Genomic DNA, 25,478 nt, shown 5'->3' on the forward strand with positions numbered 1-25,478 from the left:
TCAAAAGCCCAGCAGGGGCGGGACCATCAGGCAGACGATGGCCGCCAGATAAGCCAACGGCAAGGTGCAGGCGGCAATCCCGACCGAGGCCCGCCCCTGGCTCCACCGGTACAAGGCGAAGCCGGTGAAGCACAGGATGAACAGCCCGCCCACGGTCCAGACCACATAGATGCCGCCCGGCGTGCCGTCCCCATGGACGGCCAGCACGCCCGCGCCAAACACCAGCACGGCGTTCACCGCCGTCACGGCAAAGATGCCGAGCAAGGGAAGCAGGCTCAACCCGCCTGCTTCCGGCTTCATGGGGCGATCTGCTCGGCGTAGTCGTACAGCGCCGACAGGATCGCCTCGCCGCGCTCATCGGCCTGCTCTTCGAACTTTTGGCCGAGCTGGTCGATGCGCTCCATGAAGGCCGCCAGCGTCTGGGCACCGCCCTCGCCTTCATGCAGCCGTGCGGCCAGATGGTTCTGCCAGCGCTCGGCCTCGTCCGTGGACAGGCTGGCGGGGAAGTTGCGCGCTCGCCAGCGGAAGACCAGTTCGTCCAGGCGCCCGTCCTGGAAGCCCAGCTTGCCCTGGGCCGCGCGCTCGGCGAGCTGGGCGGGCGCTGTCGTGCGCACGCGGTTCAGCGCGCGGCGGTCCTCGTTGCCGATGAAGCCGCCATAGAGGTCTTCGTCCACGTCGGCCGGCGCGAAGGGCTCGCGCTGGAAGACGTCCAGCCACAGGCCGTCCAGCAGCCGCCCCTTCTCCGCCAGCAGCTTCGCGTTCGCGAGCTGGGCCTCGACGTCATGGCCCCAACGCTCCGCCATCGCCGGGCTGAGTGTCTTCAGGTTGCCGATGACGATGGGGCTCTTGTTGACGTGGATGGTCTTGATCGGCAGGCGCGTGACGCCCTCGGGCAAGGCCTCCTGCTTGCTGAACATGCGCTCGCGGATGGCCGCGGCGTTCAGCGTCAGCAGCTCCTCGGGCGAGGCCGAGCAGTCCCAGACGATGAGCTCGTTCTTGTTGGTCGGGTGAGGCGCCAGCGGCCAGACCATGGCGATGCAGCCACGTTCCGGCCCATACATGCCGCTGATGTGCAGAAAGGGTTTGCCGATGCCGATCTCGTCCCACACCGCCTGCTTGCTGCGCAGCTTGACGCAGAAGTCCCACAGCTTGGGCTGCGCGTTGCGCAGCTTGCGCGCCAGCGCCACGGTGGCGCGCACGTCGGACAGCGCATCGTGGGCCGCTTCGTGGGCCACGCCGTTGGCGATGGTCAGATGCTCGAGCTTGAAGCTGGGGCGGCCGTCTTCGTGCTTGGGCCACTCCAGGCCGTCGGGGCGAAGCGCATAGGCGCAGCGCACGACGTCCAGCAGGTCCCAGCGGCCGCAGCCGTTCTGCCATTCGCGGCCATAGGGGTCGATGAGGTTGCGCCAGAACAGATGGCGCGTGACCTCGTCGTCGAAGCGGATGCTGTTGTAGCCCACGCCGATGGTGCCGGGCAGGGCCAGCACGGTCTCGATGGCGGCGGCGAACTCGTGCTCGGGCACGCCCTGCTGCAGGCAGTGCTGGGGCAGGATGCCCGTCAGCAGGCAGGATTCGGGGTCGGGCAGGTAGTCGGGTGCCGGCTGACAGTACAGCATCAGCGGCTCGCCGATCTCGTTGAGCTCGGCGTCGGTGCGCAGGCCGGCGAACTGGGCGGGGCGGTCGCGGCGCGGGACGCGGCCGAAGGTCTCGTAGTCGTGCCAGAAGAAGGTCAGGTCGCTCATGCCGGCACGATAGCCGATGCCCCGATGGGGCCAGGGCTCAGAGAATGCCGAACTGCATCTTCAGCACGTACTGCATATTGCAGGGCTTGCCGGCGCAGACGGCGGGCTTGAAGGCCGTGCCGGCCAGCACGCGGGAGGCGAAACGGGCGAAATCGGCATCGACCTTGCCGAAGGAGTCGACATGCCTGACCTTGCCGGTGCTGTCCACGTCGGCCACGAGAGTCAGGGTGCCCAAGGGCGCGCCCTTCTCGGCACCGCGATGGAAAGCGGAGAAGATGGGCATCAGACCGTCGGCGGGAAACGGCGGCTCGTCGGCCTCGGGCATGCCCTCGTAGTTGGAGCGGACCATGGCCTTCTCCGCGGCATCCAGTTCGGCGTAGCGGCGGTTCAGTGGCAGGCCCTCGGCGCGCGCGGCGGTGCGGCCGAGACGGGTGCCCGTTTCCTCGACGCGGAATTCGTACTGCTTGCGTGGCAGCTCCTGGGCGACGGCGCCTTGAGTGCAGGCCGCCAGCAAGCAGCAAGCCAGGGTTGGGCCAAGGCGGAAGGACATTGCGGACACTCCTGGGGTGCTCTGGAAAAGGGCCCGCACGATAACGGATGCAGTCCGCTGCCTGGCGGCCTACATTGCGCACGATTCACCTCGCCGAGTCTTCTTGGACATGAAAGCCCCCTGCCTGGCCGCGTCGCTGTGCATCGCCCTGGCGGCGCAGGCCGACGACGCCATCTCGCCCGACCGGCCCGACTTCACCAATGGCCCCGACGTCATGGCCGCGGGGCGGCTGCAGTTCGAGACCAGCGGCGCCTGGCAGCGCGAGGCCTCGATGAGGCTGCGCTTGACGCCGACACTGCTGCGGCTGGGTGTCGGCCATGATCTGGAGCTGAGGCTGGAGACCGACGGCGCGCTGCGGCAGCGTGGCCCCGAAGCCCGTGGTCGCGGCGATCTCGCCCTCGGCTTCAAGTGGCAGATGCAGGAGGGCGACGCCGCCCAGCCCGGCCTGGGCTGGCTGTTCAACCTGCAGACGCCCACCGGCAGCGGTGTGTTCAAGGGGCGGGGCCTGCGGCCGGCCCTGAGCTTTCTGGCGCAATGGGAACTGCCTGCGGGCTATTCCCTCGGTGCGATGGCAGGCCTGGTGACGGACCGCAACGACGCCGACCAGCGCTACACGGCCGCCGTGTTGTCGGCCAGCCTGGGCCTCCCGCTGGGCGAGAGGCTGCGTGGTTTTGCCGAGATCGCCGGCCAGCAACTGGCTTCCAGGCGCAATGGCGGCAAGGTGGCCACGGCCGGAACCGGCATGGCCTGGCAGCTGACGCCTGACGCCGAGGTCGACGCCGCGGTTTTCCGCGGCCTGAACCGGGACACGCCCGACTGGGCCTGGACGCTGGGCCTGTCGCTGCGCTTCTGATGCGCGGCGCTAGATGCCGTCGAACTGCATCTTCAGCACGTATTGCATATTGCAGGGCTTGCCGGCGCACAGGCCAGGCTTGAAGGAAGTGGATGCCAGCACCCGGGCCGCGAAGCGCGCGAACTCGGCATCGACCTTGCCGAAACTGTCCACATGCCTGACCTTGCCGGTGCTGTCCACGTCGGCCACCAGCGTCAGCCTGCCCAGGGCTGCCTGCCTGCCGGTCTGGACGGCCATGAAGACGGGCAGCAGGCCGTTGGCCGGATAGGGCGGCTCGTCGCCGGCCGGCATGCCTTCGTATTGGGATCTGACCTTGGCCTTCTCGCCGGTGTCCAGCTCCGCATAGCTGCGGTTCAGCGGCAGGCCGTCGGCGCGGCCGGCGGTGCCCAGCACATGCGTGCCCACCTCGGCGACGCGCAGTTCGAACTGCTTGGGCGCCTGGGCCTGGGCCAGGCCGGCTGACAGAACAAGACAGAGGCCGGCCGCGAGTTGTCCATTCATGGCGATCCCCGGTGGATTGGGAACTGAAAGATAACCCGACGGCCCGCCGCCGTTCAGCGCTTCTTGACGACGACGCTGCCGATGGAATAGCCAGCGCCGAAGGAGCAGATCACGCCGGCATCGCCGGCCGCCAGGTCGGCGCGGTGATGGTGGAAGGCGATGATGGAACCGGCCGAGGCCGTGTTGGCGTACTCGTTCAGGATCAGCGGCGCGACGTCGTCGCCGGCATCGGCACCGACCAGCTTCTTGATGACGAGCTGGTTCATGCCCTGGTTGGCCTGATGCAGCCAGTAGCGGCGCATCTGCGTCGGCTCCAGGCCCAGCTTGTGCAGATGCGCCTCGATGTGGGCCGCGGCCATGGGCACGACTTCCTTGAAGACCTTGCGGCCCTCCTGGTAGAAGGTCAGGTCGCGGGCACTCGGGTCGCGGTCCTCGGCGCGGTTCATGAAGCCGAAGTTGTTGCGGATGTTGCTGCTGAACTGCGTGGCGAGCTGGGTGCCCAGGATCTCCCACTGGTCAGGGCCGCTGGCCGTTTCGGCGCGCTCGACGATCAGCGCCGTGCAGACGTCGCCGAAGATGAAATGGCAGTCGCGGTCGCGCCACTCGAGATGGGCCGAGGTGATCTCGGGGTTGACGACCAGCACGCACTTGGACGCGCCCGAGCGCACCGCGTTGAAGGCCTGCTCCAGCGCGAAGGTGGCCGAGGAACAGGCCACGTTCATGTCGAAGCCATAGCCGCCGGCACCCAGGGCCTGCTGGATCTCGACCGCCATGGCCGGGTAGGCGCGCTGCATGTTGGCGCTGGAGCAGAGCACGGCGTCCACGTCGGCGCCGGTCTTGCCGGCCTGGGCCAGGGCCTGGCGGGCGGCATCGGCGGCGATCTCGGCCATCAGCGAGATCTCGTCGTCGCCGCGCGGCGTGAAGCGCGGGTACATGCGGGCCGGGTCCAGCACGCCGTCCTTCTCGATGACATAGCGCTGCTTGATGCCCGAGGCCTTCTCGATGAACTCGACGCTGGAATGTGTCAGGGCGGCACGCTCGCCGGCCGCGATGGCCGCGGCGTGCTCGGCGTTCTGCAGGTCGGCATAGGCATTGAAGGCCTCGACCAGCTCGGCATTGGTGATGACGTGGGGCGGGCGGTAGATGCCGGTGCCGGAAATGACGACGGGCGGGAATGAAGCTTGCATGAGGAGGACGCCCTGTTGATGTACGAAGCCTGAAATTTTATCGAGCCATGCTGGTGCGCCGACTAAGCACTAGCCTGGGGACCCATGCACGAAGACAGTTTGCTCCCTCCCGACGACGCGCTGCGCCTGGCCCTGCACAACGAGGTGCATGCCCGCCCGCCGGCACGCATCCGCCTGCCGGCCGTCATCCTGCACATCGCCGTGCTGAACGACGGCGTCAGCCGCGCCGACGAGCATGCCCATCTGCGCCAGCTGCCTGGCCAGCAGGACTTGGCCGAAGAGGCGCTGAACGCCAACTTCCTGCGCCTGCGCTGCGGCGAGTTCTCGCTGAAGTGGGAGCGCCATGCCGAGTTCACGCGCTACTCGGTGGTGCAGCCGCTGCCGGCCGATGCCGAGCCCAGCGCCCAGACCCTGGACGCCCTGCCCCTGCGCGCCGCGCCCGACTGGCTGGGCCGCATCCCGGGCCGCACCTTCGCGGCCATCAAGCTGGTCATGCTTGAGCGGCCGCTGACCTTCGCCCCCAGTGCCCTCAATGAAGCCCGGGCCTGGTTCGGCGCACATGCCGTTGTCGCCTCGACCATGGGCGGGCATTCGCTGGTGGTGACCGACTTCTGCCTGCGCGCCACCGGTTTCGAGCACATCGTCGTGCTGGCTGAGCCGGGCACGCCCGAGACCCGCGCCGGGCGCATCTGCCAGCGCCTGCTGGAGCTGGAGACCTACCGGCTGATGGCGCTGCGCGGCCTGCCCGCCGCCAAATCGCTGAGCTCCACGCTGGCCGAGGTGGAGGCCACGCTGGCCAACATCACGGCGCGGCTGGAGCAGCGCGGCGCCTCGGAGGCCGAGCTGCTGGACGACCTGATCTCGACCGCCGCCCGCATCGAGCATGCGACGGCCTCGCACCAATACCGCTTTGCCGCCACCCAGGCCTACCAGGCCATCGTCGAGCAGCGCTTCGCCGAGCTGCACGAGGGCAAGGTGGCGGGCACGCAGTCGCTGGGCGAATTCATGCTGAGGCGGCTGTCGCCGGCCATCGCCACCGTCACCGCGACGGCCCAGCGCCTGGCCGGCCTGTCGCAGCGCATCTCACGCGCCAGCGCCCTGCTGCGCACGCGGGTGGACATCGCCACCGAGGCTCAGAACCAGCAGCTGCTGGCCCAGCTTGGCGAGGGCCAGCGCACCCAGCTGCGCATGCAGGCCACGGTGGAAGGCCTGTCCCTGGCGGCCATCACCTATTACGTCGTCAGCCTGCTGCTCTATGCCTTCAAGGCGCTGAAGGCCGAGGGCTGGCTGCCGGTGCAGCCCGAGCTGGCGGCGGGCGCGGCGATTCCCGTCGTGCTGCTGGCCGTCTGGCAGACGACGCGGCGCATCCACCGCAAGATCTTCAACCACTGAGCTGCACATCCAGGCCCGGCAGCCGCAGCGCGTCGAGCTGGGCCGGGTCGGCCTGGGGCGTGACGATCAGGGTGGACAGGGATGACAGCGGCGCGACGCGATAGGGCGAGACCTTGCCGAGCTTGTCGCTGCTGGCCATCAGCACCGTCTCGGCGGCGCTGGCCATCAGCAGGGCCTTGACCTGGGCTTCTTCCGCGTCGCCGGTGGACAGGCCAAAAGCCGCCTCCACGCCCGTCACGCCGAGGAAAAAGCAATCCGCGCGCAGCGCCTGGATGGCCTGGGCGACGCCCGCGCCGACGGCCACGCCGGAATGCTTGAAAAGGCGGCCGCCGAGCATCAGCACCTCCACGGTCGGGTGCTCGATCAGGGCTGCGGCGATGACGGGGCTGTGCGTGGCTACCGTCACACGCAATGTGGCCGGCAGTTGCCGGACCATGGCCAGGGTGCTGGTGCCGCCGTCGACAAAGACGAGCTGGCCGTCGGCAATCAGCGAGGCCGCATGCCGGCCCAGCGCCTGCTTCTCGTCGACCGCGATCGTGCTGCGCCTTGCCAGATTGGCCAGAGCCGGCGACAGCGGCAGCGCGCCGCCATGCACGCGCTGCAGCGCGCCGTGCGCGGACAGGTCGCGCAGGTCGCGGCGGATGGTGTCCTCCGAGACCTGCAGGCGCTCGGCCAGCTCGCGGGCCAGCACACGGCCGGCCCGCTGCAGTTCTTCCAGGATGGCGAGGTGGCGTTGCTCGGTCAGCATCTGCGGGATTGCATGGTTTTGCGCGATTGTGCATGATTTATTCTCAAATCAGGAAACAACATGCACGACCAGATCGATTCACGCATTGCCGACCTGCCCCTGCCCGAACGCGTGCGCGTCCGGCAGGAGCGCCTGCTGTCCGACAACTGGTACACGCTGAAGACCACCCGATTCGACTTCCTGCGCAACAGCGGCGAATGGCAGACCCAGGACCGCGAAACCTATGACCGCGGCAACGGCGCCTGCATCCTGCTCTACCAGCGCGCGCGCCGCCGTGTGATGCTGACGCGGCAGTTCCGCTATCCCGTCTTCGTGAATGGCTGGCAAGAGCTGATGGTGGAAGCGGTGGCCGGGCTGCTCGACGCCAACGATCCCGTCAGCTGCATCCGCGCCGAGGCCGAGCAGGAAGCCGGCGTGAAGCTGCGCGAGGTGCGGCCACTGTTCGAGTCCTACATGAGCCCGGGCTCGGTGACCGAGAAGCTGCACTTCTTTGCGGCGGAGTACGAGGACGGCGATCTGGTGGGCGCAGGCGGCGGTCTCATCGACGAAGGCGAGGACATCGCCCGTTTCGAGATCGGCTTCGACGAGGCCATGCGCCAGGTGGAGGCTGGCGAGATCGTCGATGCCAAGACGATCATGCTGCTGCGCTGGGCCGAGCGCCACGTCTTCGGGCCGCCGCCGCGTCAGGGCCCGCTGCTGGTCTTTATCGCTGGCCCCTGCCGCAGCGGCACCGGCGACCGCGAGGACTTGATCGCGGCCAACGTGAAGGCCATGCAGGACGCCGCGGTTCAGGTCGCATCACGAGGCCATGTGCCGCTGCTGGGCGAATGGATCACGCTGCCCTTGATTGAAGCGGCGGGAGGTCAGCGAGGCGACACGACCTGGGATCGCTACTTCCATCCGCACGCCCAAGCCCTGCTGGAACGCTGCGATGTGGTGCTGCGAATCGGCGGCGATTCGACAGGTGCCGATGCCATGGTCAAAGCGGCATTTGCGCGTCAACTGCCGGTGATTTACGGCTTGGATTCACTCGTCGCTCAGCCTGCGTAGAATCAATCACCGGGCCCAAATTTTGTCTTCGGCCCGGCGCGTCGCGCCTTAACTTCGCCAGCGAAGTTAGCCTGCGACGCGACGGCCTCCCGGCCGTCGAGGGCGCCAGTCCTCATGCCGAAGCAAGTCAAGCGCTCGCAGCCCAGGTCGCGCACTGCCAAACGCGCGCCGCAACTGTGAACTTGAATCATGGAAATCTTCGACTACGACAACATCCTGCTGCTGCCGCGCAAGTGCCGCGTGGACAGCCGCTCCGACTGCGACACCTCCGTGCAGTTCGGCCCGCACCGCTTCAAGCTGCCGGTCGTGCCCGCCAACATGAAGACCGTCGTGGACGAGCCCATCACCGAGCTGCTGGCCCGCGAGGGCTACTTCTACGTGATGCACCGCTTCGACCTCGACAGCCTGGCCTATGCCAAGGACATGCGCGACAAGGGCCTGCTCGTCAGCTTGAGCGTCGGCGTGAAGCCGGCCGACTTTGAGCTGGTCGACCAGCTGGCCGCCGAGGGCGTCGGCGCCGACTACCTGACCATCGACATCGCCCACGGCCATGCCGAGAGCGTGCAGCGCATGATTGCCCACATCAAGCACAAGCTGCCCGACACCTTCGTCATCGCCGGCAATGTCGGCACGCCCGAAGGCGTCATCGACCTGGAGAACTGGGGCGCGGACGCGACCAAGGTCGGCGTCGGCCCGGGCAAGGTCTGCATCACGCGGCTGAAGACGGGCTTCGGCACCGGTGGCTGGCAGCTGTCGGCGCTGAAGTGGTGCTCGCGCGTGGCCACCAAGCCCATCGTGGCCGACGGCGGCATCCGCCATCACGGCGACATCGCCAAGAGCGTGCGCTTCGGCGCTTCGATGGTGATGGTCGGCTCGCTGTTCGCCGGCCACGAGGAGTCGCCGGGCACGACGGTCGAGGTCGACGGCAAGCTCTACAAGGAGTACTACGGTTCGGCGTCGGACTTCAACAAGGGCGAGTACCGCCACGTCGAAGGCAAGCGCATCCTGGAGCCGGTCAAGGGCAAGTTCGCCGACACGCTGCGCGAGATGCAGGAGGACCTGCAGAGCTCGATCTCGTATGCGGGTGGGACGCAGCTCGCCGATCTGAAGAAGGTCAATTACGTGATCCTCGGCGGCGAGAACGCCGGCGAACATCTGTTCATGTAAGCCGCATGGACTTCGCCACTTACCGCAGTCACGATGCAACTTCGCTGGCCGCGGAAGTGGCTGCCGGTCGAGTCAGGGCCGAAACCCTTCTCGACCTGGCTCTCGCCCGTCTGGCCGAAGTCCAGCCCACGCTCAACCCGGTCTGCCGGCTGATGCAAGCCGAGGCCCGCGCCCAACTTGCGCGCGGCTTGGTCAACGGGCCGCTGGCCGGCGTGCCCACCCTCATCAAGGACGTCGCCGAGGACTATGCCGGCCAGCCCACCAGCTGGGGCAGCCGGGCCCTCGCCTCCTTGCCACCGCCGCGTGAGCACGCCCATGTGGTGAAGCGCCTGCTGGATGCCGGCGTCGTCATCTTCGGCAAGACCAACGCGCCCGAGCTGGGGCTCAAGGGCGTCACCGACCCGCTGGCCTTCGGTCGCAGCAGCAACCCCTGGGACGCGACGCGCACACCGGGCGGCAGCAGCGGCGGCTCGGCAGCGGCCGTGGCGGCGGGTGTCGTCCCGATGGCCGCAGGCAATGACGGCGGCGGCTCCATCCGCATCCCCGCCGCCTGCTGCGGCCTCGTCGGCCTCAAGCCTTCGCGCGGCCGCGTGTCGGTCGGGCCGGGCCAGGGCGAGATCTGGTTCGGGGCCTGCAGTGAAGGCGTCATCTCACGCAGCGTGCGCGACACCGCGCTGGCGCCGGACATCCTCAGCGGACCCGAACCGGGTGACGCCATCGCCCTGCGCGCTCCAGCCACGACGTTCGTCGACCAGCTGCGCTCGCCGCTGCGCCGCCTGCGCATCGCCTGGTGCGCCGACTCGCCGATTGGCGAACCCGTGCACGATGAGGCCCGGCTTGCCGTGGAGCGCACGGTGGCGCTGCTCAAAGGCCTCGGCCATGTCGTCGAGCCGGCCCGCCCCGACCTCGATGGCCGAGCCCTGGCCAACAGCTTTCTGCACATCTACTTCGGCCAGGTGCCCGCGGCCCTGAGCCTCGCCGCCGCCCAGGGCGGGCGCGAGGCCGACTTCGAGCCGCTGACCCGCCTCATCGCGACCCTCGGCCGCGCCACCAGCGCCGAGCAGCTGACGCTGGAACTGCTGCGCTGGAACGGCTATGCGAGAAGCCTGGCCGCTCTGCACTCGCGCTACGACGTCTATCTGACGCCGACCCTGGCCTCGCCGCCCGTGCTGCATGGCACCGGCGATCCGCCACCCGCCCAGATCGCCGTGATGAACGCCTTGCGGGCCTCGGGCCTGCTCGGCCTGCTCAAGCGCGCCGGCCTGCTGGATGGCGTCGTGCAGCAGATGGCCACCGACAGCCTGCGCCATGTGCCCTTCACCCAGCTCGCCAACCTGACCGGCACGCCGGCCATCTCCCTGCCTCTGCACTGGACGAGCGACGGCCTGCCGCTGGGCGTGCACTTCAATGCCGCGCCGGGCGAGGACGGCCTGCTGCTGCAGTTGGCCGCGGAGCTGGAAACAGCCCAGCCCTGGTTCGACCGCGTCCCGCCCTAGCCAAAGCGCACCGAAGCCTCGAAGCCCGGCTCGGCATTGCGCAGTTCCAGCCGGCTGCCATGCGCTTCGGCCACCAGGCGGCACAGGCACAGCCCCAGGCCGACGCCGCCGCCATGGCGCGTGCGCGCCTCGTCGGGACGGAAGAAGGGCTGGCCGAGCTGAGGCAGCGCATCGGGCGGTACGCCGGGGCCGAAGTCGCGCACGCTCAGGCGCAGGCCTTCGCCGGCACGCTCCAGCCTGAGCTGCACCGCACCCAGCGCGGCATCGTTGTGCCTCAATGCGTTGTGCACGAGGTTGCGCAGGCACAGCTGCACGCGCAGCCGGTCCAGCTTCAGCGCCGGCAGATCGGCGTCGATGTGCACTTCGACACCGGGCTTGGCCTGCTCCCTCACCAGGGCGGCCAGGTCGCAGTCCGACAGCTGCAGCGCACTGTGCCCGCTGCCCAGGCGCTCGCTCTCCAGCAAGGCCGTGATGAGGTCGCGCATCTGCGCCAGTTCATCCAGCAGCGCATCGCGTGATTCGCCCTCGCCCACCAGCTCGGCATGCAGGCGCGCCCGTGTCAGCGGGCTGCGCAGCTCATGGCTGATGGCCAGCAGCAGGGCCCGCTTGCCGTCCAGCATGGCCTGGATGTCGGCGGCCATCTGGTTGAAGCGCAGGGCCAGGTCGCCGATCTCGTCGCCGTGGATGACGGGCACGCGGTGCGAGAACTCGCCGCGCCGGAAGGCCTCGGCGCCCAGGGCCAGCGCGTGCAGGGGCTGCACCATGTGGCGGATCATGCCGAAGGCCAGGCCGGTGACGATGAGCAGGGCCGGCACGGCCCACAGCAGGCCGTAGGCGCTGCCCATGCAGGCCCACAGGATGACGCTGCTGGTGCAGGCCAGCACCATGAAGACGGCGATCAGCCGCGCACCCAGCGAATACTTGAAATGGGCATGGTGGCGATGCCAGCGCTGGTGCCAGCGGTGGCGCACCCGCCAGCGGTACTCCCAGTCGCGGCTCATGCGCTGGGCGCGCTTCTTCTTCTTGCGTTCCCAGCGCTCGCGCCAGCGGTGGTCGTAAGGATGGTGCTTCACGAAGCTCGCTCCGGCAGCGCAAAGCAGTAGCCCGCGTTGCGCAGCGTCTTCAGCGCGGCCAGCGGCTCCAGCTTGCGGCGCAGGCGGCTGACCAGGATGTCGACGGCGCGCGTGAACAGCTCGGCCTCCTGGCCGCGCAGGCGGTTCAGGATGTCGTCGCGCGAGAACACCTTGCCCGGCTCACGGGCCAGCATCAGCAGCAGCTCGTACTCGGTGCCGGTCAGCTCGACCAGGCCGCTGGCGCACTTCACTTCACGGCGCGAGGTGTCGATCTCCAGGCCCTCGAAGCACAGCTTGCTGGCCGGCTGCGGCACGGCGGGCGCGGCGGCGGGCGGCGCCAGCCGGGTGCGGCGCAGGATGGTCTGCAGGCGCGCGGCCAGCTCACGCGGCTCGAAGGGCTTGGGCAGGTAGTCGTCGGCGCCCAGCTCCAGGCCGACGACGCGGTCGGTCAGGTCGCCGCGCGCCGTCAGCATCAGGATGGGCATGTCGCGCCAGGCGTCGCTGCCGGCGCGCAGGCGCTTGCAGAACTCGAAACCATCCATCTCGGGCAGCATGCCGTCCAGGATGAGGGCATCGAAGCGCTCCGCCGCCAGCCTCTGCAGCGCGGCGCTGGGGCGGGTGACGGCCTCGAGTTGCAGGTCGAAGCGGGCCAGGTACTGGGTCAGCGGCCCGGCCAGGGCCTCGTCATCGTCAATCAGCAGCAGTCGGTGCATGTCGCGAAGAATTGTGCACGGCTCGCACCAGGGTGATGGCCTTCTCGGGGCAGGCGCTGACGCAGTGGCCGCAGGCTTCGCAGGCCTCGGCATGGGGCGTGAAGGCCTGCTCCCAGCCGTGGGCCATGCCCCTGAGCTTGCCGAACAGGCTCAAGCCCTGGCGCTGCTCGGGCGCCAGCTTGCCCAGGGTGAAGACATTGAAGGGGCAGACGGCCACGCAGTCGCCCTTGCCCTCGCAACGGTTGCGATCGATAAAGGGAACGAAGCGGCCGCGCGGCTGATTGCCGCAGTGGACGTCCATCACGCATTCGCCGCGTCGCCATGGCGGCGCGACTGGCTGAAGCGCCGCATCATGAAGCGCAGCACCTGACGCTGCTCGGTGTCCAGCGAGTCGAAGAACTCGGCGAAGGACCCGATCAGGCCGGGGCCGGCGGTGCGCACCGCGTCGAGCCTGGCATCCAGCAGCTGCTGGGCCGCCTCGCGCGGGAACTGCTCGCCGGCGATCAGGCCGACGACGTCCGGTCCGCGCGCCAGGCCCTTCATGGCGTCGCGCTGGTTCTGGATCTGCTCGATCCAGCTGGCGAAGCGGCGCTGCTGCTCGTTGTCCAGGTCCAGCTTGGCGCCGACTCGGGCCATGAGGAGATGGGCGAAGCCGTCAGCATGGCGGCCGAGATGATGGCCATGGTGGCCGTGGCCAAAGTGGTGATGGAACTCGTGATGGGCGTGCATGCGACGAAAGAAGTTCATGGTGCGCTCCGTGGGTGCTCGAGACCCGGTGGTTGGGATGGCGCTCATGTTTCCGGTTAGGCCCTCGGAGAGCATCTCGACGCGGTATCGCCGGGTTTCGTTTTGTTTCGCCCTCGGCCCCATCTAGCACGCCGGCCCCGGCGATCGCCCTCCCCTAACCCGCAGGAACGTCCCGCCGCCACAACGTCAAGCGTGGCGGGCGGGATATCCCCAGGCGGCGACCGGCCGACAGGACGAAAAATAAAACGAACGGTCGTGCTTTTATCGGGGATGCCGGCCGTCTTCACACCCACCCCCGACGGAGACAACCATGACTGTTTCGATGCAGGGCTGGCGCGCGCGCGCAGCCCGGGGAGCGGCCCTGCTGGGCTGCATGTTGACCCTCGGTCTGGGCTCTGCCCAGGCCGCCAACCTGAGCTGCCGCGCCGCCACGCCGCTGGAAGCCATCACCTACACCACGCCCCTGGCCATGCCCGGCGTGATCTCGCCCAAGGACGGCACCTGCTTCATCCGCGGCCTCAAGGTCACGCGGCCGGACGGCGTGCGGCTGGCGGCCAATGTCTTCCTGCCGGCCGGCGCCAGCAGCGGCTCGGCCACGAAATACCCCACGGTGATCTTCGTCACCAGCTGGGCCGTGGCCGAATTCTTCGAATACCTGGGCCAGCAGCAGCGCCTGGCCCGCGACGGCTACATCGCCGTGGCCTACACGGCCCGCGGCTTCTGGGATTCGGAAGGCACCATTGGCGTGGCCGGCCCGGTGGACGTGGCCGACGTCAGCGGCGTGCTGAACTGGACCCTGGCCCAGACACCGGCCGACCCGGCGCGCGTCGGCGCCGCCGGCATCTCCTATGGCGCAGGGCTGTCCCTGCTGGCCCTGGGCAACGACCCGCGGCTGAAGACCGCCGTGGCGCTGTCTGGCTGGGCGACGCTGCTCGACCAGATGTACCGCAACCAGGTGCCCAACCCGACCTGGCTCAACATCCTGCAGATCTCCGGCCAGCTGACCGGCAACCTCGACCCCATCGTGGCCGAGTACAACGCCGCCATCCAGAACCCGGATACGCCGGCGTCCAAGATTGCGGAGATCACGGCCTGGGGCTGGCCACGCTCGCCCGCCAGCGTGGTGGCCGCCATCAATCAGCGCGGCGCACCGGTCTTCATCGGCAAGAACTGGCAGGACGACATGTTCTCGCCCAACTCGTCGCTGGCGATGTTCAGCCAGCTGACGGGGCCCAAGAAGCTGATGCTGCAGCCCGGCATCCACGCCTCGGCGGAGATCCCCGGCGCGCTGTTCGACGTCGACAACGTCATCTGGGACCAGGCCCACCGCTGGTTCGACCGCTGGCTCAAGGGCAAGGCCAACGGCATCGAGAACGAACCCAAGGTGTCGCTGCAGCCCAAGTTCCAGGGCTACCGCGAGACGCTGTCGACCTGGCCGGCGCCCGAGCTGCGCAACCTGGACTACCAGATCACGCCGCGCGGCGCCGTGCGCTGGGAGCTGAGCTGCCTGTGCTGGCGCGGCATCACCGGCGAGCTGCAGACCGGCAGCCGCAGCACCAGCGGCCGCGACAGCATCGGCAACGCGCTGGACACGACGGCGACGACCGGGCCCATTCCCGTACTGTCGCCGCTGGCCGAGAGCGTCGGCCTGCCCGTCATCAACCAGATGGCGACCGTGCTGCCGGCCTTTGGCGTGCGCTACGAGGGCCCCTGGCTCAGCCAGACGCTGAAGCTGCGCGGCGCGCCGACACTGAAGCTCAAGGCCGTGCCGTCGCAGAAACGCGGCATGCTGGTGGCCTATCTCTATGACGTCGACATCGCCGGCTTCGGCACGCTGATCACCCATGGCGCCCGCGCCGTGCATGCCGCCACGCCGGGCCAGTCGCAGGACTTCAGCTTCGACATGGTCGCCACCGGCTACGACGTGCCGGCCGGCCACCGCCTGGTGCTGGTGTTCGACACGCAGGACCACCTCTACGGCCCGCCGGTGCGCACCGGCGAGCGCTTCGACATGGCGCTGGACTTCGGTTCGGGCAGCCCGCTGCAGTTGAAGCTGCTGACGCGCTAAGGCGCCAAGGGGCCAAGGGGCCGCCCAGGATGCTCCCAGGGCGGCCCCTACAATCGCGGACCCCCGAAAAGCCCTCTTTTCGCCCCAGCTTCACAGCGGGCGACGCCGCGATGACCGAACTTGCCAAGTCCTTCGAACCCGCCGCCCTGGAAGCCCACTGGGGTCCCAGGTGGGAAGCCGCCGGCCTCTATGAGCCGACCCTGGACCAGGCCAAGCCCTCCTTCAGCATCCAGCTGCCGCCGCCCAATGTGACGGGCACGCTGCACATGGGCCACGCCTTCAACCAGACGGTGATGGACTCGCTGACGCGCTACCACCGCATGCTGGGCCACAACACGCTGTGGGTGCCGGGCACCGACCACGCCGGCATCGCCACGCAGATCGTCGTCGAGCGTCAGCTGCAGGCCGCCGGCCAGAGCCGCCACGACCTGGGCCGCAAGAACTTCGTCGCCCGCGTCTGGGACTGGAAGCAGGAGTCGGGCAACACCATCACCAGCCAGATGCGCCGCCTGGGCGACTCCGTCAGCTGGGGCCATGAGTACTTCACGATGGACGAGAAGCTCTCGACCGTCGTCGTCGAGACCTTTGTGCGCCTGTTCGAGGAAGGCCTGATCTACCGCGGCAAGCGCCTGGTCAGCTGGGATCCCATCCTGCAGTCCGCCGTGTCGGACCTGGAGGTGTCGTCCGAAGAGGAAGACGGCTCGCTGTGGCATATCCGCTATCCGCTGGCGGATGGCAGCGGCTCGCTGGTCGTGGCCACGACCCGCCCCGAGACCATGCTGGGCGACGTGGCCGTCATGGTCCACCCCGAAGACGAGCGCTATGCGGCCCTGATCGGCAAGCTCGTGAAGCTGCCGCTGACGGACCGCGAGATCCCGGTCATCGCCGACGACTACGTGGACCGCGAGTTCGGCACCGGCGTCGTCAAGGTCACGCCGGCCCACGACACCAACGACTACGCCGTCGGCCAGCGCCACAACCTGCCCATGATTGCGGTGCTGGACCTGCAGGCCAGGATCAACGACAACGCGCCCGAAACCTACCGCGGCCTGGACCGCTTCGTCGCCCGCAAGCGCGTGGTGGCTGACCTGGAGGCGCAAGGCCTGCTCGTCGAGGTCAAGAAGCACAAGCTGCAGGTGCCGCGCTGCGAGCGCACCGGCCAGGTCATCGAACCGATGTTGACCGACCAGTGGTTCGTCGCCACCACCAAGCCCGGCGCCGACGGCAAGAGCATTGCCGACAAGGCCATCGCGGCGGTGGACACCGGCGCGGTCAAGTTCCATCCCGAGCAGTGGGTCAACACCTACAACCACTGGATGGGCAACCTCCAGGACTGGTGCATCTCGCGCCAGCTGTGGTGGGGCCACCAGATCCCGGCCTGGTATGGCACGGGCGGCGAACTCTTCGTCGCACGCAGCGAGGAGGAAGCGCAGGCCCGCGCCAAGGCTGCCGGCTACCTCGGCGAGCTGACCCGCGACCCCGACGTGCTGGACACCTGGTACTCCTCGGCGCTGGTGCCCTTCTCGACGCTGGGCTGGCCCGAGAAGACGCTGGAGCAGGAGCTCTTCCTGCCCTCCTCCGTGCTCGTGACCGGCTACGACATCATCTTCTTCTGGGTCGCCCGGATGATCATGATGACGACCCATTTCACCGGACAGGTGCCTTTCAAGGATGTCTACATCCACGGCCTGGTGCGCGACTCGCAGGGCCAGAAGATGAGCAAGTCCGAGGGCAATGTGCTGGACCCGGTCGACCTCATCCAGGGCTGCGACCTCGACACGCTCACCGCCAAGTCGACCGTCGGCCTGCGCAAGCCCGAGACGGCGCCCAAGGTGGCCGCCCGCGTGAAGAAGGAATTCCCCGAGGGCATGCCGGCCTATGGCGCCGACGCGCTGCGCTTCACGATGGCCAGCTACGCGAGCCTGGGCCGCAACATCAACTTCGACACCAAGCGCTGCGAGGGCTACCGCAACTTCTGCAACAAGCTCTGGAACGCGACCCGCTTCGTGCTGATGAACACCGAGGGCCAAGACTGCGGCCTGGCGCATGAGCAGGGCAAGTGCCCGCCGGGGTACAACAAGTTCAGCCAAGCCGACCGCTGGATCAGCAGCGAGCTGCAGCGCGTGGAAGCGGCGGTTGCACAGGGCTTTGCCGAGTACCGCCTCGACAACGTCGCCAACGCCATCTACAGCTTCGTCTGGGACGAGTACTGCGACTGGTATCTGGAGATCGCCAAGGTGCAGATCCAGACCGGCGACGAAGGCCAGCAGCGCGCCACGCGCCGCACGCTGATCCGCGTGCTGGAGACCACGCTGCGCCTGCTGCACCCCATCGCCCCCTTCATCACCGAAGAGCTGTGGCAGACCGTGGCTCCGGTGGCCGGCCGCAAGGCGACCGACTACATCGGCCAGGCGCCCTACCCCGTCGCCCAGCCCGAGCGCATCGATGCCGCGGCCGACGCCTGGGTGGCCCAGCTCAAGGCAGTGGTCGGCACGACGCGCAGCCTGCGCAGCGAGATGAACCTCAGCCCCAGCGACCGCGTGCCACTGCTGGTGGGCGGCGACCTCTCCTTCCTGACCGAAGCGGCGGCCGTGCTGAAGGTGCTGGCCAAGCTGGCTTCCGTGGAGCTCATCGCTGACGAAGCCGAGTTCGCCAAGCAGAGCGCGACCTCGCCCGTGCTGCTGCACGGCGCCGCCAAGCTGGCGCTGAAGGTCGAGATCGACGTCGAGGCCGAACGCGCCCGCCTGACCAAGGAAAAGACCCGCCTGGAGGGCGAGATCGTCAAGATCGAGGCCAAGCTGGGCAACGAGAGCTTCGTGGCCCGCGCGCCGGCGGCCGTCGTCGAGCAGGAGCGTGCACGTCTGGCCGACTTCAAGGCCACCGTGACGCGGCTGGGCGAGCAGCTCGCCCGCCTGCAAGGCTGAGCTTCAGTAGTAGTCGACGGCCGCCTTCTTGGCGGCCTTCTTTTTTCCACTGGACGGCGCGCCCAGCAGCTCGTCCAGCCCCCGCGCCACCGCCCAGGCGGCGCGCACGCGGGACTCTCGCGTCGTCCCCGCCAGCCGCGGCGTGACTTGCAGCGTCGAGATGCCGTGCAGCGGCCGGCCCGCCTCCAGCCAGCCCGGCTCCAGGCTGTCGAACCAGGCCGCCCGCAGTTTGCCGTTGCGCAGGGCCCTTCCCAGGGCCGCCTCGTCGACGATGCCCGATTGGCTCAGGCCGACCAGCACCTGGCCGGCGCGCACGCTTTCCAGCTGGCGGTCGCCGATGAGGCCGCGAAAGCGCGGGAAATAGGGCTGCAGCAGCACCAGGCCATCGCTGTGTTCGACGAGATCGCTCAAGGACACCGCATCCATGCCCCAGCGCCCCCAGGTGGCGTCGCTCGGGTGCAGCCCGGGGTCGTAGCCGATGACGCGCGAGCCGAAGGCATGCAGCAGCTGGGTCAGCACCTGGGCCGTGGGCGTCAGGCCCAGCACGCCGATGGTCGAGCAGCCCAGCTCGCGGCCGACCTTGAGGCCGTCGCTGCCCTCGATGGGCACGCGGCGCAGCAGGCTCAGCAAGGCGCCGATGGCGAACTCCGCCTCGGCACTGGCGGTCGAGGATTGCGAACGCACCACTTCAACGTCGGCCTGGCGGCAGGCCTCGACATCGATGTTCTCGGCGCCGCCACTGGCGCGGCCGATGGCCCGCAGCGTCGGCGCGGCGCGCAGCAGCTCGGCGTCGATGCGGACTTCGGGCGGCGCCACCAGGGCGCGGGAGTCCTGCAGGGCCTCGATCAGGCCTTCGGGATCGCCCACGAGTTCAGGCGCGAAACGGGCATCATGGCGCTCGGCCAGCCACTGCACGACTTCGGCTTCCAACGGTTCCAGGATCAGGACTGTCATTCTTTGTATGTGCCCGACTCCAGGGGCAAAAGCGTCACAACCCCCGTGACACAATCTTTGCGACCCTGTCAAACCAGTGTATGCCCATGGCCTCCTCGCCCAAATCGCCGATCACCAAAGCCATCTTCCCGGTCGCCGGCCTCGGCACCCGCTTCCTGCCCGCCACCAAGGCCCAGCCCAAGGAGATGCTGCCCGTCGTCGACAAGCCGCTGATCCAATACGCGGTGGAGGAAGCCTACGCCGCCGGCGTGCGCGAGATGATCTTCGTGACCGGCCGCCACAAGCGCCCCATCGAAGACCATTTCGACATGACCTTCGAGCTCGAAGTGGCCCTGGAAAACGCCGGCAAGCAGGACCTGCTGGACGTCGTCCGCTCGGTCAAGCCCGATGACATGGAGTGCATCTATGTGCGCCAGGCCCAGGCCCTCGGCCTCGGCCACGCCGTGCTCTGCGGCCAGCGCCTGGTCGGCAACGAGCCCTTCGCCGTGCTGCTGGCCGACGACCTGATGGTGGGCGAGACGCCCATCCTGAAGCAGATGGTCGAGCAGTTCGCCGACTGGCGCGCCTCCATCCTGGCCGTGCAGGAAGTGCCGGCCGAGCACACCCGCCGCTACGGCATCGTCGCCGGCACCCCGGTCAATGACCAGCTGATGGACGTGAACCGCATCGTCGAGAAGCCGGCCCCCGAGGTCGCGCCGTCACGCCTGGGCGTGGCCGGCCGCTACATCCTGACGCCGGGCGTCTTCCACGAGATCGCCAACCAGCCGCGCGGCGTGGGTGGCGAGATCCAGCTGACCGACGGCATCGCCGGCCTGCTGCGCCGCGAGAAGGTGTTTGCCTACCGCTATGACGGCAAGCGCTACGACTGCGGCAGCAAGGAAGGATTCCTGCAGGCCAATGTCGAACTGGCCCTGGCCCACCCGCAGCTGGGCCCGGGCTTCAAGGAATTCCTGCAGAGCCTGGATCTCTGAGGCCCTGAGGCCCCGGGGGACAGGCCGCAGTGCCGTCCCCGAGTACCCAAGGTTTGTTCAGCGCCGCCTGAGCACGTGAATGAACTCGTCGGCCCGGGTTTCCTGGGCCACGAGTTCATTGCCCGTCTGGCGCGCAAAGGCCTGGAAGTCGCGCGTCGAGCTCGGATCGGTGGCGACGACGCGCAGCAGGTCGCCGCTCTGCATCTCCGCCAGCGCCTTCTTGGCCTTCAGGATGGGCAGGGGGCAGTTCAGGCCTCGGGTGTCGATCTCGCGTTGGACGTCCATCTCGTCATTCTCGCTTCAGGTCCAGCCATTGGGGTTCGATGCCTTTGGCGCGCAGCCAGGTCGCCAGCGCCTGGCCCGTCCCTTGCGGCCAGCAGCGCACGTCCTCGGGCGCGATCAGCTTGTATTCGGCCAGTTCGGGCGACAGCCTGATCTCGCCGCGCGCCGCCGCATGGTAGGCAATGATGATCTGGTTCATGCGCTGGAAGTCCCAGACGCCAAGCAGGCTCAGCGAGTCGACCTCGAGCGAGGTCTCCTCGGCGATCTCGCGGCGGATGCCGTCCTCGGGTGTCTCGCCGGCCTCCATGAAGCCCGTGATCAGCCCGAAGAAGCGTCCCGGCCAGGCGGCGTTGCGGGCCAACAAGACCTGCCCTTCGCGGTCAACGCATTCGATGACGGCCGCCAGCACCGGCGTCGGGTTGTTCCAGTGCGTGAAGCCGCAGGCCGGGCAGCGCAGGCGCTGCTTGTCGCCGCCATCCTCGGCCTGGGTGATCCAGCCCAACTGCGTGGCGCAGACCGGACAGAACTTGTACTCCGTCATGCGGGAAACACGCCCGTCGACAGATAGCGGTCGCCGCGGTCGCAGACGATGAAGGCGATGGTCGCGTTCTCGACGCGGCGCGCGATCTGCAGGGCCACCCAGCAGGCACCCGCGGCCGAGATGCCGGCGAACAGGCCTTCCTCGCGGGCCAGGCGGCGGGCCATGTCCTCGGCATCGCTCTGGCTGACCAGCACCAGTTCGTCCACGCCGCTGGGGTCGTAGATCTTGGGCAGATAGGCCTCCGGCCATTTGCGGATGCCGGGGATGCGCGAGCCCTCGGCCGGCTGGGCGCCGACGATGCGCACCGCGGGATTCTTTTCCTTCAGATAGCGCGACACGCCGGTGATGGTGCCGGTCGTGCCCATGGCGCTGACGAAATGGGTGATCTGCCCGTTCGTGTCCTGCCAAAGCTCGGGGCCCGTGGTCTCGTAGTGCACGCGCGGGTTGTCGCCATTGGCGAACTGATCGAGCACGCGGCCCTTGCCTTCGCGGGCCATCTGCTCGGCCAGGTCGCGGGCGTACTCCATGCCGCCGGTCTTGGGCGTCAGGATGAGCTCGGCGCCGAAGGCCTTCATGGTCTGGGCCCTCTCGATGGACAGGTCCTCCGGCATGATCAGCACCATGCGGTAGCCACGGATGGCGGCGGCCATCGCCAGGGCGATGCCGGTATTGCCCGACGTGGCCTCGATCAGCGTGTCGCCGGGCTTGATCTCGCCGCGCTCCTCGGCGCGCTTGATCATGCTGATGGCCGGCCTGTCCTTCACCGAGCCGGCCGGGTTGTTGCCCTCCAGCTTGGCCAGCACCACATTGCCGCGCGCCTCGGCGCCGAGCAGCCGCTGCAGGCGCACCAGGGGCGTGGCGCCGATCACGTCTTCGAGGGTCGGATAGTTCATGGCGCTGATTGTGGCCCCGCTTCAAAGTCCGAGCCTTGGCGAGTGCATAATCCAGCCCCTCGCCGTGATGGCGGGAAGCTGTTTCCGACGGGCCTCGGTGGCGAAATCGGTAGACGCAGGGGACTCAAAATCCCCCGCCGCAAGGTGTGCCGGTTCGAGTCCGGCCCGAGGCACCATCAGAAGCAGCAGCCGGTCCCTGGCATACTCAAAACGGTAAGCATCGGCCGTCCCGGTGCGAGCGCCCTCCCCGGGCGCACAGCCGCGCCACCCATGCCCCCGCTGCCCACGGTCACCAAAGCATTCCTGCTGGCTTGCGTCGGCTTTTTCTGCTTCTTCGAGCTCTTCCCCATCCTCAAGCTCTGGTTTGAGCTGTGGCCGCTCGCCTCGGGCATGTTCATGCCCTGGCAGCTGCTGACCTATGCCTTCCTGCATGGCGACTTCATGCATCTGCTGTTCAACATGCTGGGCCTGTGGATGTTCGGCGGCGAGCTGGAGCGGGTCTGGGGCCCCAAGCGCTACACGCAGATCCTGATCGCCAGTTCGCTCAGCGCGGCCCTGGTGCAACTGGCCTTCACCTGGGCCATGGGCACCAACTCACCCACCGTGGGAGCCTCGGGCGCCATCTTCGGCCTGCTGCTGTCCTTCGGCATGCTGTTCCCCAACCGCATCATCGTGCCGCTGATCCCGCCCATCCCGATGAAGGCGAAGTACTTCGTCGCCATCTTCGGCGGCCTTGAACTCATCCTCGGCTTCAGCCGCAGCAGCGGCATCGCCCACTTCGCCCACCTGGGCGGCATGCTGGGCGCCTGGCTGCTGATCAAGCACTGGCGCTCGCCGCGCCGGCGCGGTTAAAGGCCTTCTCGAGGCGTCGGATAGCGCAGCGCCAGGCGCAGCTCGCGCTTGAGGCGGTGGTTGTCCAGCCGGCGTGATTCGCTCCAGAAGCTCAGCTGCATCGCGCTCATCTGTTCACCGGCCTCGGCCCGGGTGATGCGCGTGGGCCGCGGCAGGCCGGCGAGATCGGCCGCGAGATCGAAATAGTCCCCCATCAGCAGCTGGCTGTCGTCGCAGACATTGACGGCCCGCTGAGGCAGGCCGCGCAGCAGCGCGAGCAGGCAGGCATGAGCCAGGTCGTCGGCCTGGATGTGGTTGGTGAAGACGTCGTCCTCGCGCCTGAGCACCGGCGTGCCGCGCGCCAGGCGCTCGCGCGGATGGCCACCCTCGCGGTCACGGGCGTAGATGCCGGGAATGCGCAGCAGGCTCACCCGGGTGCCGTGGCGACGGCCGAAGGCGCGCAGCTGGGCTTCGGCGTCGACGCGGCGGGCCGCGCGATCCGTCGCCGGGTTCGGCGCCCGCGTCTCATCGATGAAGGCGCCGCCACAGTCGCCGTAGACACCGGTCGTGCTCGCGTAGACGAGGGCCGCAGGTGGCCTGCGTGCGAGGGCGGCAAGCAAGTGGCGGGTGCGCTCGTCGGTGTCGCCGTTGCGAGCCGGCGGCGCGAGGTGCAGCACGAGGTCGGCCAGGCCGGCCAGGCGGGCCAAGGTCGCCGCGTCATCGAGATTGCCGACCAAAGGAATCGCTCCGGCCTGACGCAACTCCGGCGCACGCGCTGGGCTGGAGGTCAACGCGAACACGCGCCAGCGGCCCGCCAGGACTTTGAGCACGCGCAGGCCGACATCGCCGCAGCCAATGATGAGGAGTCGTGGGGTCATACCAGCGCCGCCCGGCCGCCCGAAGGCGCTGAGCGCCCCCTCGGGGGGCAGCTCGCTCTGCGAGCGTAGGGGCATATGTCAGTCGGGCAAAATGGCGGGCAGTCTACGGCCCAGCAGATTTCCGCGGGGCCGCTGCTTTTTTGGAAGCCATGTCCCACCAGATCACCATCCAGCCCGCCGGCCGCGTCTACCAGACCGAGGCCGACGACACTCTGCTTGCCGCGGCCATCCGCAATGGCGTCGGCCTGCCCTATGGCTGCAAGGACGGCGCCTGCGGCTCCTGCAAGAGCAAGCTGCTGGAAGGCGCCGTCATCCACGGCAACCACCAGCCCAAGGCCCTGTCGGCCGAGGAGGAGGCCGCCGGCTTCGTGCTGACCTGCTGCGCCCGTCCGCAGACCGACTGCACCATCGAGGCCCGCACCGTGCCCGGCGCCGGCGAGTTCCCGGTGCTCAAGCTGCCCAGCCGCGTCACGGCCATGCTGCGCCCCGCGCCCGACGTGGCCGTCCTGACCATGCAGCTGGCCGCCAACCAGAACTTCCAGTTCCGCGCCGGCCAGTACGTCGAGTTCATCCTGCGCGACGGCTCGCGCCGCAGCTATTCCATGGCCAACGCGCCGCACTCGCTGCCCGGCCAGATCGAGCTGCACATCCGCCACATGCCCGGCGGCAAGTTCACCGATCACGTCTTCGGCGCGCTGAAGGAGAAGGACATCCTGCGCATGGAAGGCCCCTTCGGCAGCTTCTTCCTGCGCGAGGACAGCGACAAACCCATCGTGCTGCTGGCCAGCGGCACGGGCTTTGCGCCCATCAAGGCCATCATCGAACGCGCCCGCCACATCGGGTCAACGCGGCCCATGGTGCTGTACTGGGGCGCGCGCAAGCAGGCTGACCTGTATCTGAACGACTGGGCGGCGCAGATCGCTGCCGAATGGCCGACGCTGACCTACCGGCCCGTGCTGTCGGAGGCCGACGCAGGCTGGACGGGTCGCACCGGCTTTGTCCATCGCGCCGTCATGGAAGATCACCCCGACCTGTCGGGCCACCAGGTCTATGCCTGCGGCGTGCCCATCATGGTCGAGTCCGCGCACAAGGACTTCGTCGCGCAGTGCCAGCTGCCGGATGAAGAGTTCTACGCCGACGCTTTCACCTCAGAGGCAGACAAACACTGATGTTCGAACCGCCCTGGACGCCCGCCGCTGAACTGGTCGACGCGCTCAGGCGCGATGGCGAGGCCGTGCTCGCACCCGACTCGCTCGGCGCACTCGGTGTCGCCGCTGCTGATCTCGACAGCCTCAAGCCCTGCTGGGACGACCTGCCGCCCGATGGTTATCTGAAGGACGGCGGCCGCTACCGCTTCCGCCGCCATGGCTGCTTCGTCGCCGACGCCGGCCAGCTGACGCTTCAGCCCCACCGCGCCCACTGGCAGCCACTGGACTACAACGCCCTGCACGGCGGCATCCAGCGCTGGTTCGTGCCGCTGGCCCAGGAGATGGTCATTTCACCCGCCTGGACGGCCCTGCTGCTCGGCCTGGCGAAGACCGCCTCGGCGCTGAAGGGCGAACAGGCCTGGTTCATCGAGGCCCATCCTTTTCGCATCGACACCAGCGACGGCATCGGCCGTCCCACGCCCGAGGGCGCCCACCGCGACGGCGTCGACCTGGTGGCCGTGCTGTTCGTCGGCCGCCAGGGCATCAAGGGCGGCGAATCGCGCGTCTTCGACGCCGACGGCCCGGCCGGCCAGCGCTTCACCATGACCCAGCCCTGGACAACGCTGCTGCTGGACGACGCCCGCGTCATCCACGAGACCACGCCCATCCAGCCGGTGGAGCCGGGCGAACGCGGCTGGCGCGACACCCTGGTCATCACGCTGCGCAGCGGCGGATTCCAGGGCCCCTGATCGGCCCCAGACGCCAGATC

At 68.7% G+C, this 25,478-nt stretch carries 25 protein-coding genes, 1 tRNA gene and 1 pseudogene; 12 read left to right on the forward strand and 15 right to left on the reverse strand.

Annotated features, from left to right (window positions below; all coding sequences use genetic code 11):
* The 3 genes from AC07OY_RS22595 to AC07OY_RS22605 are packed head-to-tail and all read right to left on the reverse strand — an operon-like array spanning position 1 to position 2,292.
* A complete protein-coding gene (locus tag AC07OY_RS22595) occupies positions 1–300 on the reverse strand; it encodes a hypothetical protein (RefSeq protein ID WP_495044827.1) in 300 nt (99 codons plus the stop codon).
* Positions 297–1,742 carry an exodeoxyribonuclease I gene (gene sbcB / locus AC07OY_RS22600; protein ID WP_495044828.1) on the reverse strand — a complete coding sequence of 482 codons (1,446 nt, stop codon included), beginning with the start codon at positions 1,740–1,742 and terminating at the stop codon, positions 297–299. Before sbcB ends, AC07OY_RS22595 begins: the two co-directional genes overlap by 4 nt.
* 37 nt (positions 1,743–1,779) lie before the next feature.
* Positions 1,780–2,292: a hypothetical protein gene (locus tag AC07OY_RS22605; protein ID WP_495044829.1), complete on the reverse strand. Its 513-nt coding sequence runs from the start codon at positions 2,290–2,292 to the stop codon at positions 1,780–1,782.
* A 109-nt stretch (positions 2,293–2,401) separates the two neighbouring features.
* On the opposite strand from AC07OY_RS22605, the gene AC07OY_RS22610 reads away from it, so the two are divergent.
* Positions 2,402–3,145, forward strand: a complete 744-nt coding sequence (locus tag AC07OY_RS22610; RefSeq protein WP_495044830.1) for a transporter — start codon at positions 2,402–2,404, stop codon at positions 3,143–3,145.
* A gap of 9 nt (positions 3,146–3,154) precedes the next feature.
* On the opposite strand, the gene AC07OY_RS22615 is transcribed toward AC07OY_RS22610, so the two are convergent.
* Complete coding sequence (locus tag AC07OY_RS22615; protein WP_495044831.1) at positions 3,155–3,646, reverse strand: hypothetical protein; 492 nt, start codon at positions 3,644–3,646, stop codon at positions 3,155–3,157.
* 53 nt (positions 3,647–3,699) lie between these two features.
* Positions 3,700–4,833, reverse strand: a complete 1,134-nt coding sequence (locus AC07OY_RS22620) for a beta-ketoacyl-ACP synthase III (RefSeq protein ID WP_495044832.1) — start codon at positions 4,831–4,833, stop codon at positions 3,700–3,702.
* 84 nt (positions 4,834–4,917) lie between these two features.
* Between AC07OY_RS22620 and AC07OY_RS22625 the strand changes: the two genes are divergently transcribed.
* Positions 4,918–6,225, forward strand: a complete 1,308-nt coding sequence (locus tag AC07OY_RS22625; RefSeq protein WP_495044833.1) for a DUF3422 family protein — start codon at positions 4,918–4,920, stop codon at positions 6,223–6,225.
* On the opposite strand, the gene AC07OY_RS22630 is transcribed toward AC07OY_RS22625, so the two are convergent.
* Positions 6,215–6,973: a DeoR/GlpR family DNA-binding transcription regulator gene (locus tag AC07OY_RS22630; RefSeq protein ID WP_495044834.1), complete on the reverse strand. Its 759-nt coding sequence runs from the start codon at positions 6,971–6,973 to the stop codon at positions 6,215–6,217. The two genes, AC07OY_RS22625 and AC07OY_RS22630, sit on opposite strands and share 11 nt — an antisense overlap.
* A 60-nt stretch (positions 6,974–7,033) precedes the next feature.
* Here AC07OY_RS22630 and AC07OY_RS22635 point away from each other — a divergent pair.
* From AC07OY_RS22635 to AC07OY_RS22645, 3 genes and pseudogenes are all read left to right on the forward strand, one after another.
* A pseudogene (locus AC07OY_RS22635) lies at positions 7,034–7,636 on the forward strand (GDP-mannose pyrophosphatase); the annotation flags it as partial.
* A gap of 576 nt (positions 7,637–8,212) precedes the next feature.
* Positions 8,213–9,190 carry a GMP reductase gene (locus tag AC07OY_RS22640; RefSeq protein ID WP_495044835.1) on the forward strand — a complete coding sequence of 326 codons (978 nt, stop codon included), beginning with the start codon at positions 8,213–8,215 and terminating at the stop codon, positions 9,188–9,190.
* A 5-nt stretch (positions 9,191–9,195) separates the two neighbouring features.
* A complete protein-coding gene (locus AC07OY_RS22645; RefSeq protein ID WP_495044836.1) occupies positions 9,196–10,686 on the forward strand; it encodes an amidase in 1,491 nt (496 codons plus the stop codon).
* On the opposite strand, the gene AC07OY_RS22650 is transcribed toward AC07OY_RS22645, so the two are convergent.
* From AC07OY_RS22650 to AC07OY_RS22665, 4 genes are read right to left on the reverse strand one after another with little or no spacing between them, the layout of a single operon-like run.
* Entirely contained in the window at positions 10,683–11,759 is a 1,077-nt protein-coding gene (locus tag AC07OY_RS22650; RefSeq protein ID WP_495044837.1) for a HAMP domain-containing sensor histidine kinase, read from the reverse strand. The two genes, AC07OY_RS22645 and AC07OY_RS22650, sit on opposite strands and share 4 nt — an antisense overlap.
* Positions 11,756–12,472: a response regulator transcription factor gene (locus AC07OY_RS22655; RefSeq protein WP_495044838.1), complete on the reverse strand. Its 717-nt coding sequence runs from the start codon at positions 12,470–12,472 to the stop codon at positions 11,756–11,758. The genes AC07OY_RS22650 and AC07OY_RS22655 overlap by 4 nt, the downstream gene beginning before the upstream one ends.
* Positions 12,450–12,773: an ATP-binding protein gene (locus tag AC07OY_RS22660; RefSeq protein WP_495044839.1), complete on the reverse strand. Its 324-nt coding sequence runs from the start codon at positions 12,771–12,773 to the stop codon at positions 12,450–12,452. Before AC07OY_RS22660 ends, AC07OY_RS22655 begins: the two co-directional genes overlap by 23 nt.
* Positions 12,773–13,219: a hypothetical protein gene (locus AC07OY_RS22665; protein WP_495044840.1), complete on the reverse strand. Its 447-nt coding sequence runs from the start codon at positions 13,217–13,219 to the stop codon at positions 12,773–12,775. The genes AC07OY_RS22660 and AC07OY_RS22665 overlap by 1 nt, the downstream gene beginning before the upstream one ends.
* A 373-nt stretch (positions 13,220–13,592) precedes the next feature.
* Here AC07OY_RS22665 and AC07OY_RS22670 point away from each other — a divergent pair, with 373 nt between their 5' ends.
* Together AC07OY_RS22670 and AC07OY_RS22675 are read left to right on the forward strand one after the other, a co-directional pair.
* The gene (locus AC07OY_RS22670) at positions 13,593–15,287 is read left to right on the forward strand and encodes a CocE/NonD family hydrolase (RefSeq protein WP_495045055.1); all 1,695 of its coding nucleotides are present in this window, start codon (positions 13,593–13,595) and stop codon (positions 15,285–15,287) included.
* A gap of 110 nt (positions 15,288–15,397) precedes the next feature.
* The gene (locus AC07OY_RS22675; RefSeq protein ID WP_495044841.1) at positions 15,398–18,211 is read left to right on the forward strand and encodes a valine--tRNA ligase; all 2,814 of its coding nucleotides are present in this window, start codon (positions 15,398–15,400) and stop codon (positions 18,209–18,211) included.
* A gap of 3 nt (positions 18,212–18,214) precedes the next feature.
* Here AC07OY_RS22675 and AC07OY_RS22680 read toward each other — a convergent pair whose 3' ends face one another.
* Positions 18,215–19,165, reverse strand: coding sequence for an NAD(P)-dependent oxidoreductase (locus AC07OY_RS22680; RefSeq protein ID WP_495044842.1), 951 nt, complete (start codon positions 19,163–19,165; stop codon positions 18,215–18,217).
* Positions 19,166–19,251: 86 nt separating this feature from the next.
* Between AC07OY_RS22680 and galU the strand changes: the two genes are divergently transcribed.
* Positions 19,252–20,136: a UTP--glucose-1-phosphate uridylyltransferase GalU gene (gene galU / locus AC07OY_RS22685; RefSeq protein WP_495044843.1), complete on the forward strand. Its 885-nt coding sequence runs from the start codon at positions 19,252–19,254 to the stop codon at positions 20,134–20,136.
* A 57-nt stretch (positions 20,137–20,193) separates the two neighbouring features.
* Here galU and AC07OY_RS22690 read toward each other — a convergent pair whose 3' ends face one another.
* Genes AC07OY_RS22690 through cysM form a run of 3 tightly spaced genes read right to left on the reverse strand, consistent with a single transcriptional unit; the run spans position 20,194 to position 21,852 of the window.
* Positions 20,194–20,421: a sulfurtransferase TusA family protein gene (locus AC07OY_RS22690; RefSeq protein WP_119047273.1), complete on the reverse strand. Its 228-nt coding sequence runs from the start codon at positions 20,419–20,421 to the stop codon at positions 20,194–20,196.
* A gap of 4 nt (positions 20,422–20,425) precedes the next feature.
* Positions 20,426–20,959, reverse strand: coding sequence for an NUDIX domain-containing protein (locus AC07OY_RS22695; protein WP_495044844.1), 534 nt, complete (start codon positions 20,957–20,959; stop codon positions 20,426–20,428).
* Positions 20,956–21,852, reverse strand: coding sequence for a cysteine synthase CysM (gene cysM / locus AC07OY_RS22700; protein ID WP_495044845.1), 897 nt, complete (start codon positions 21,850–21,852; stop codon positions 20,956–20,958). The genes AC07OY_RS22695 and cysM overlap by 4 nt, the downstream gene beginning before the upstream one ends.
* Positions 21,853–21,943: 91 nt before the next feature.
* On the opposite strand from cysM, the gene AC07OY_RS22705 reads away from it, so the two are divergent.
* Together AC07OY_RS22705 and AC07OY_RS22710 are read left to right on the forward strand one after the other, a co-directional pair.
* Positions 21,944–22,028: transfer RNA gene (locus tag AC07OY_RS22705), tRNA-Leu, on the forward strand.
* Positions 22,029–22,122: 94 nt separating this feature from the next.
* Complete coding sequence (locus AC07OY_RS22710; RefSeq protein ID WP_495044846.1) at positions 22,123–22,704, forward strand: rhomboid family intramembrane serine protease; 582 nt, start codon at positions 22,123–22,125, stop codon at positions 22,702–22,704.
* Here AC07OY_RS22710 and AC07OY_RS22715 read toward each other — a convergent pair.
* Positions 22,701–23,561 (reverse strand): NAD-dependent epimerase/dehydratase family protein, encoded by an 861-nt coding sequence (locus AC07OY_RS22715; protein ID WP_495044847.1) that lies wholly within the window; start codon positions 23,559–23,561, stop codon positions 22,701–22,703. The two genes, AC07OY_RS22710 and AC07OY_RS22715, sit on opposite strands and share 4 nt — an antisense overlap.
* Before the next feature lie 149 nt (positions 23,562–23,710).
* On the opposite strand from AC07OY_RS22715, the gene AC07OY_RS22720 reads away from it, so the two are divergent.
* Both AC07OY_RS22720 and AC07OY_RS22725 read left to right on the forward strand, forming a co-directional pair.
* On the forward strand, positions 23,711–24,730 hold the full coding sequence (locus AC07OY_RS22720; protein ID WP_495044848.1) for a CDP-6-deoxy-delta-3,4-glucoseen reductase: 1,020 nt from the start codon (positions 23,711–23,713) through the stop codon (positions 24,728–24,730).
* A complete protein-coding gene (locus AC07OY_RS22725) occupies positions 24,730–25,458 on the forward strand; it encodes a 2OG-Fe dioxygenase family protein (RefSeq protein WP_495044849.1) in 729 nt (242 codons plus the stop codon). Before AC07OY_RS22720 ends, AC07OY_RS22725 begins: the two co-directional genes overlap by 1 nt.
* The last annotated feature ends 20 nt before the right edge of the window (positions 25,459–25,478 follow it).

Source organism: Roseateles sp. GW821-FHT09H10 (assembly GCF_059415865.1).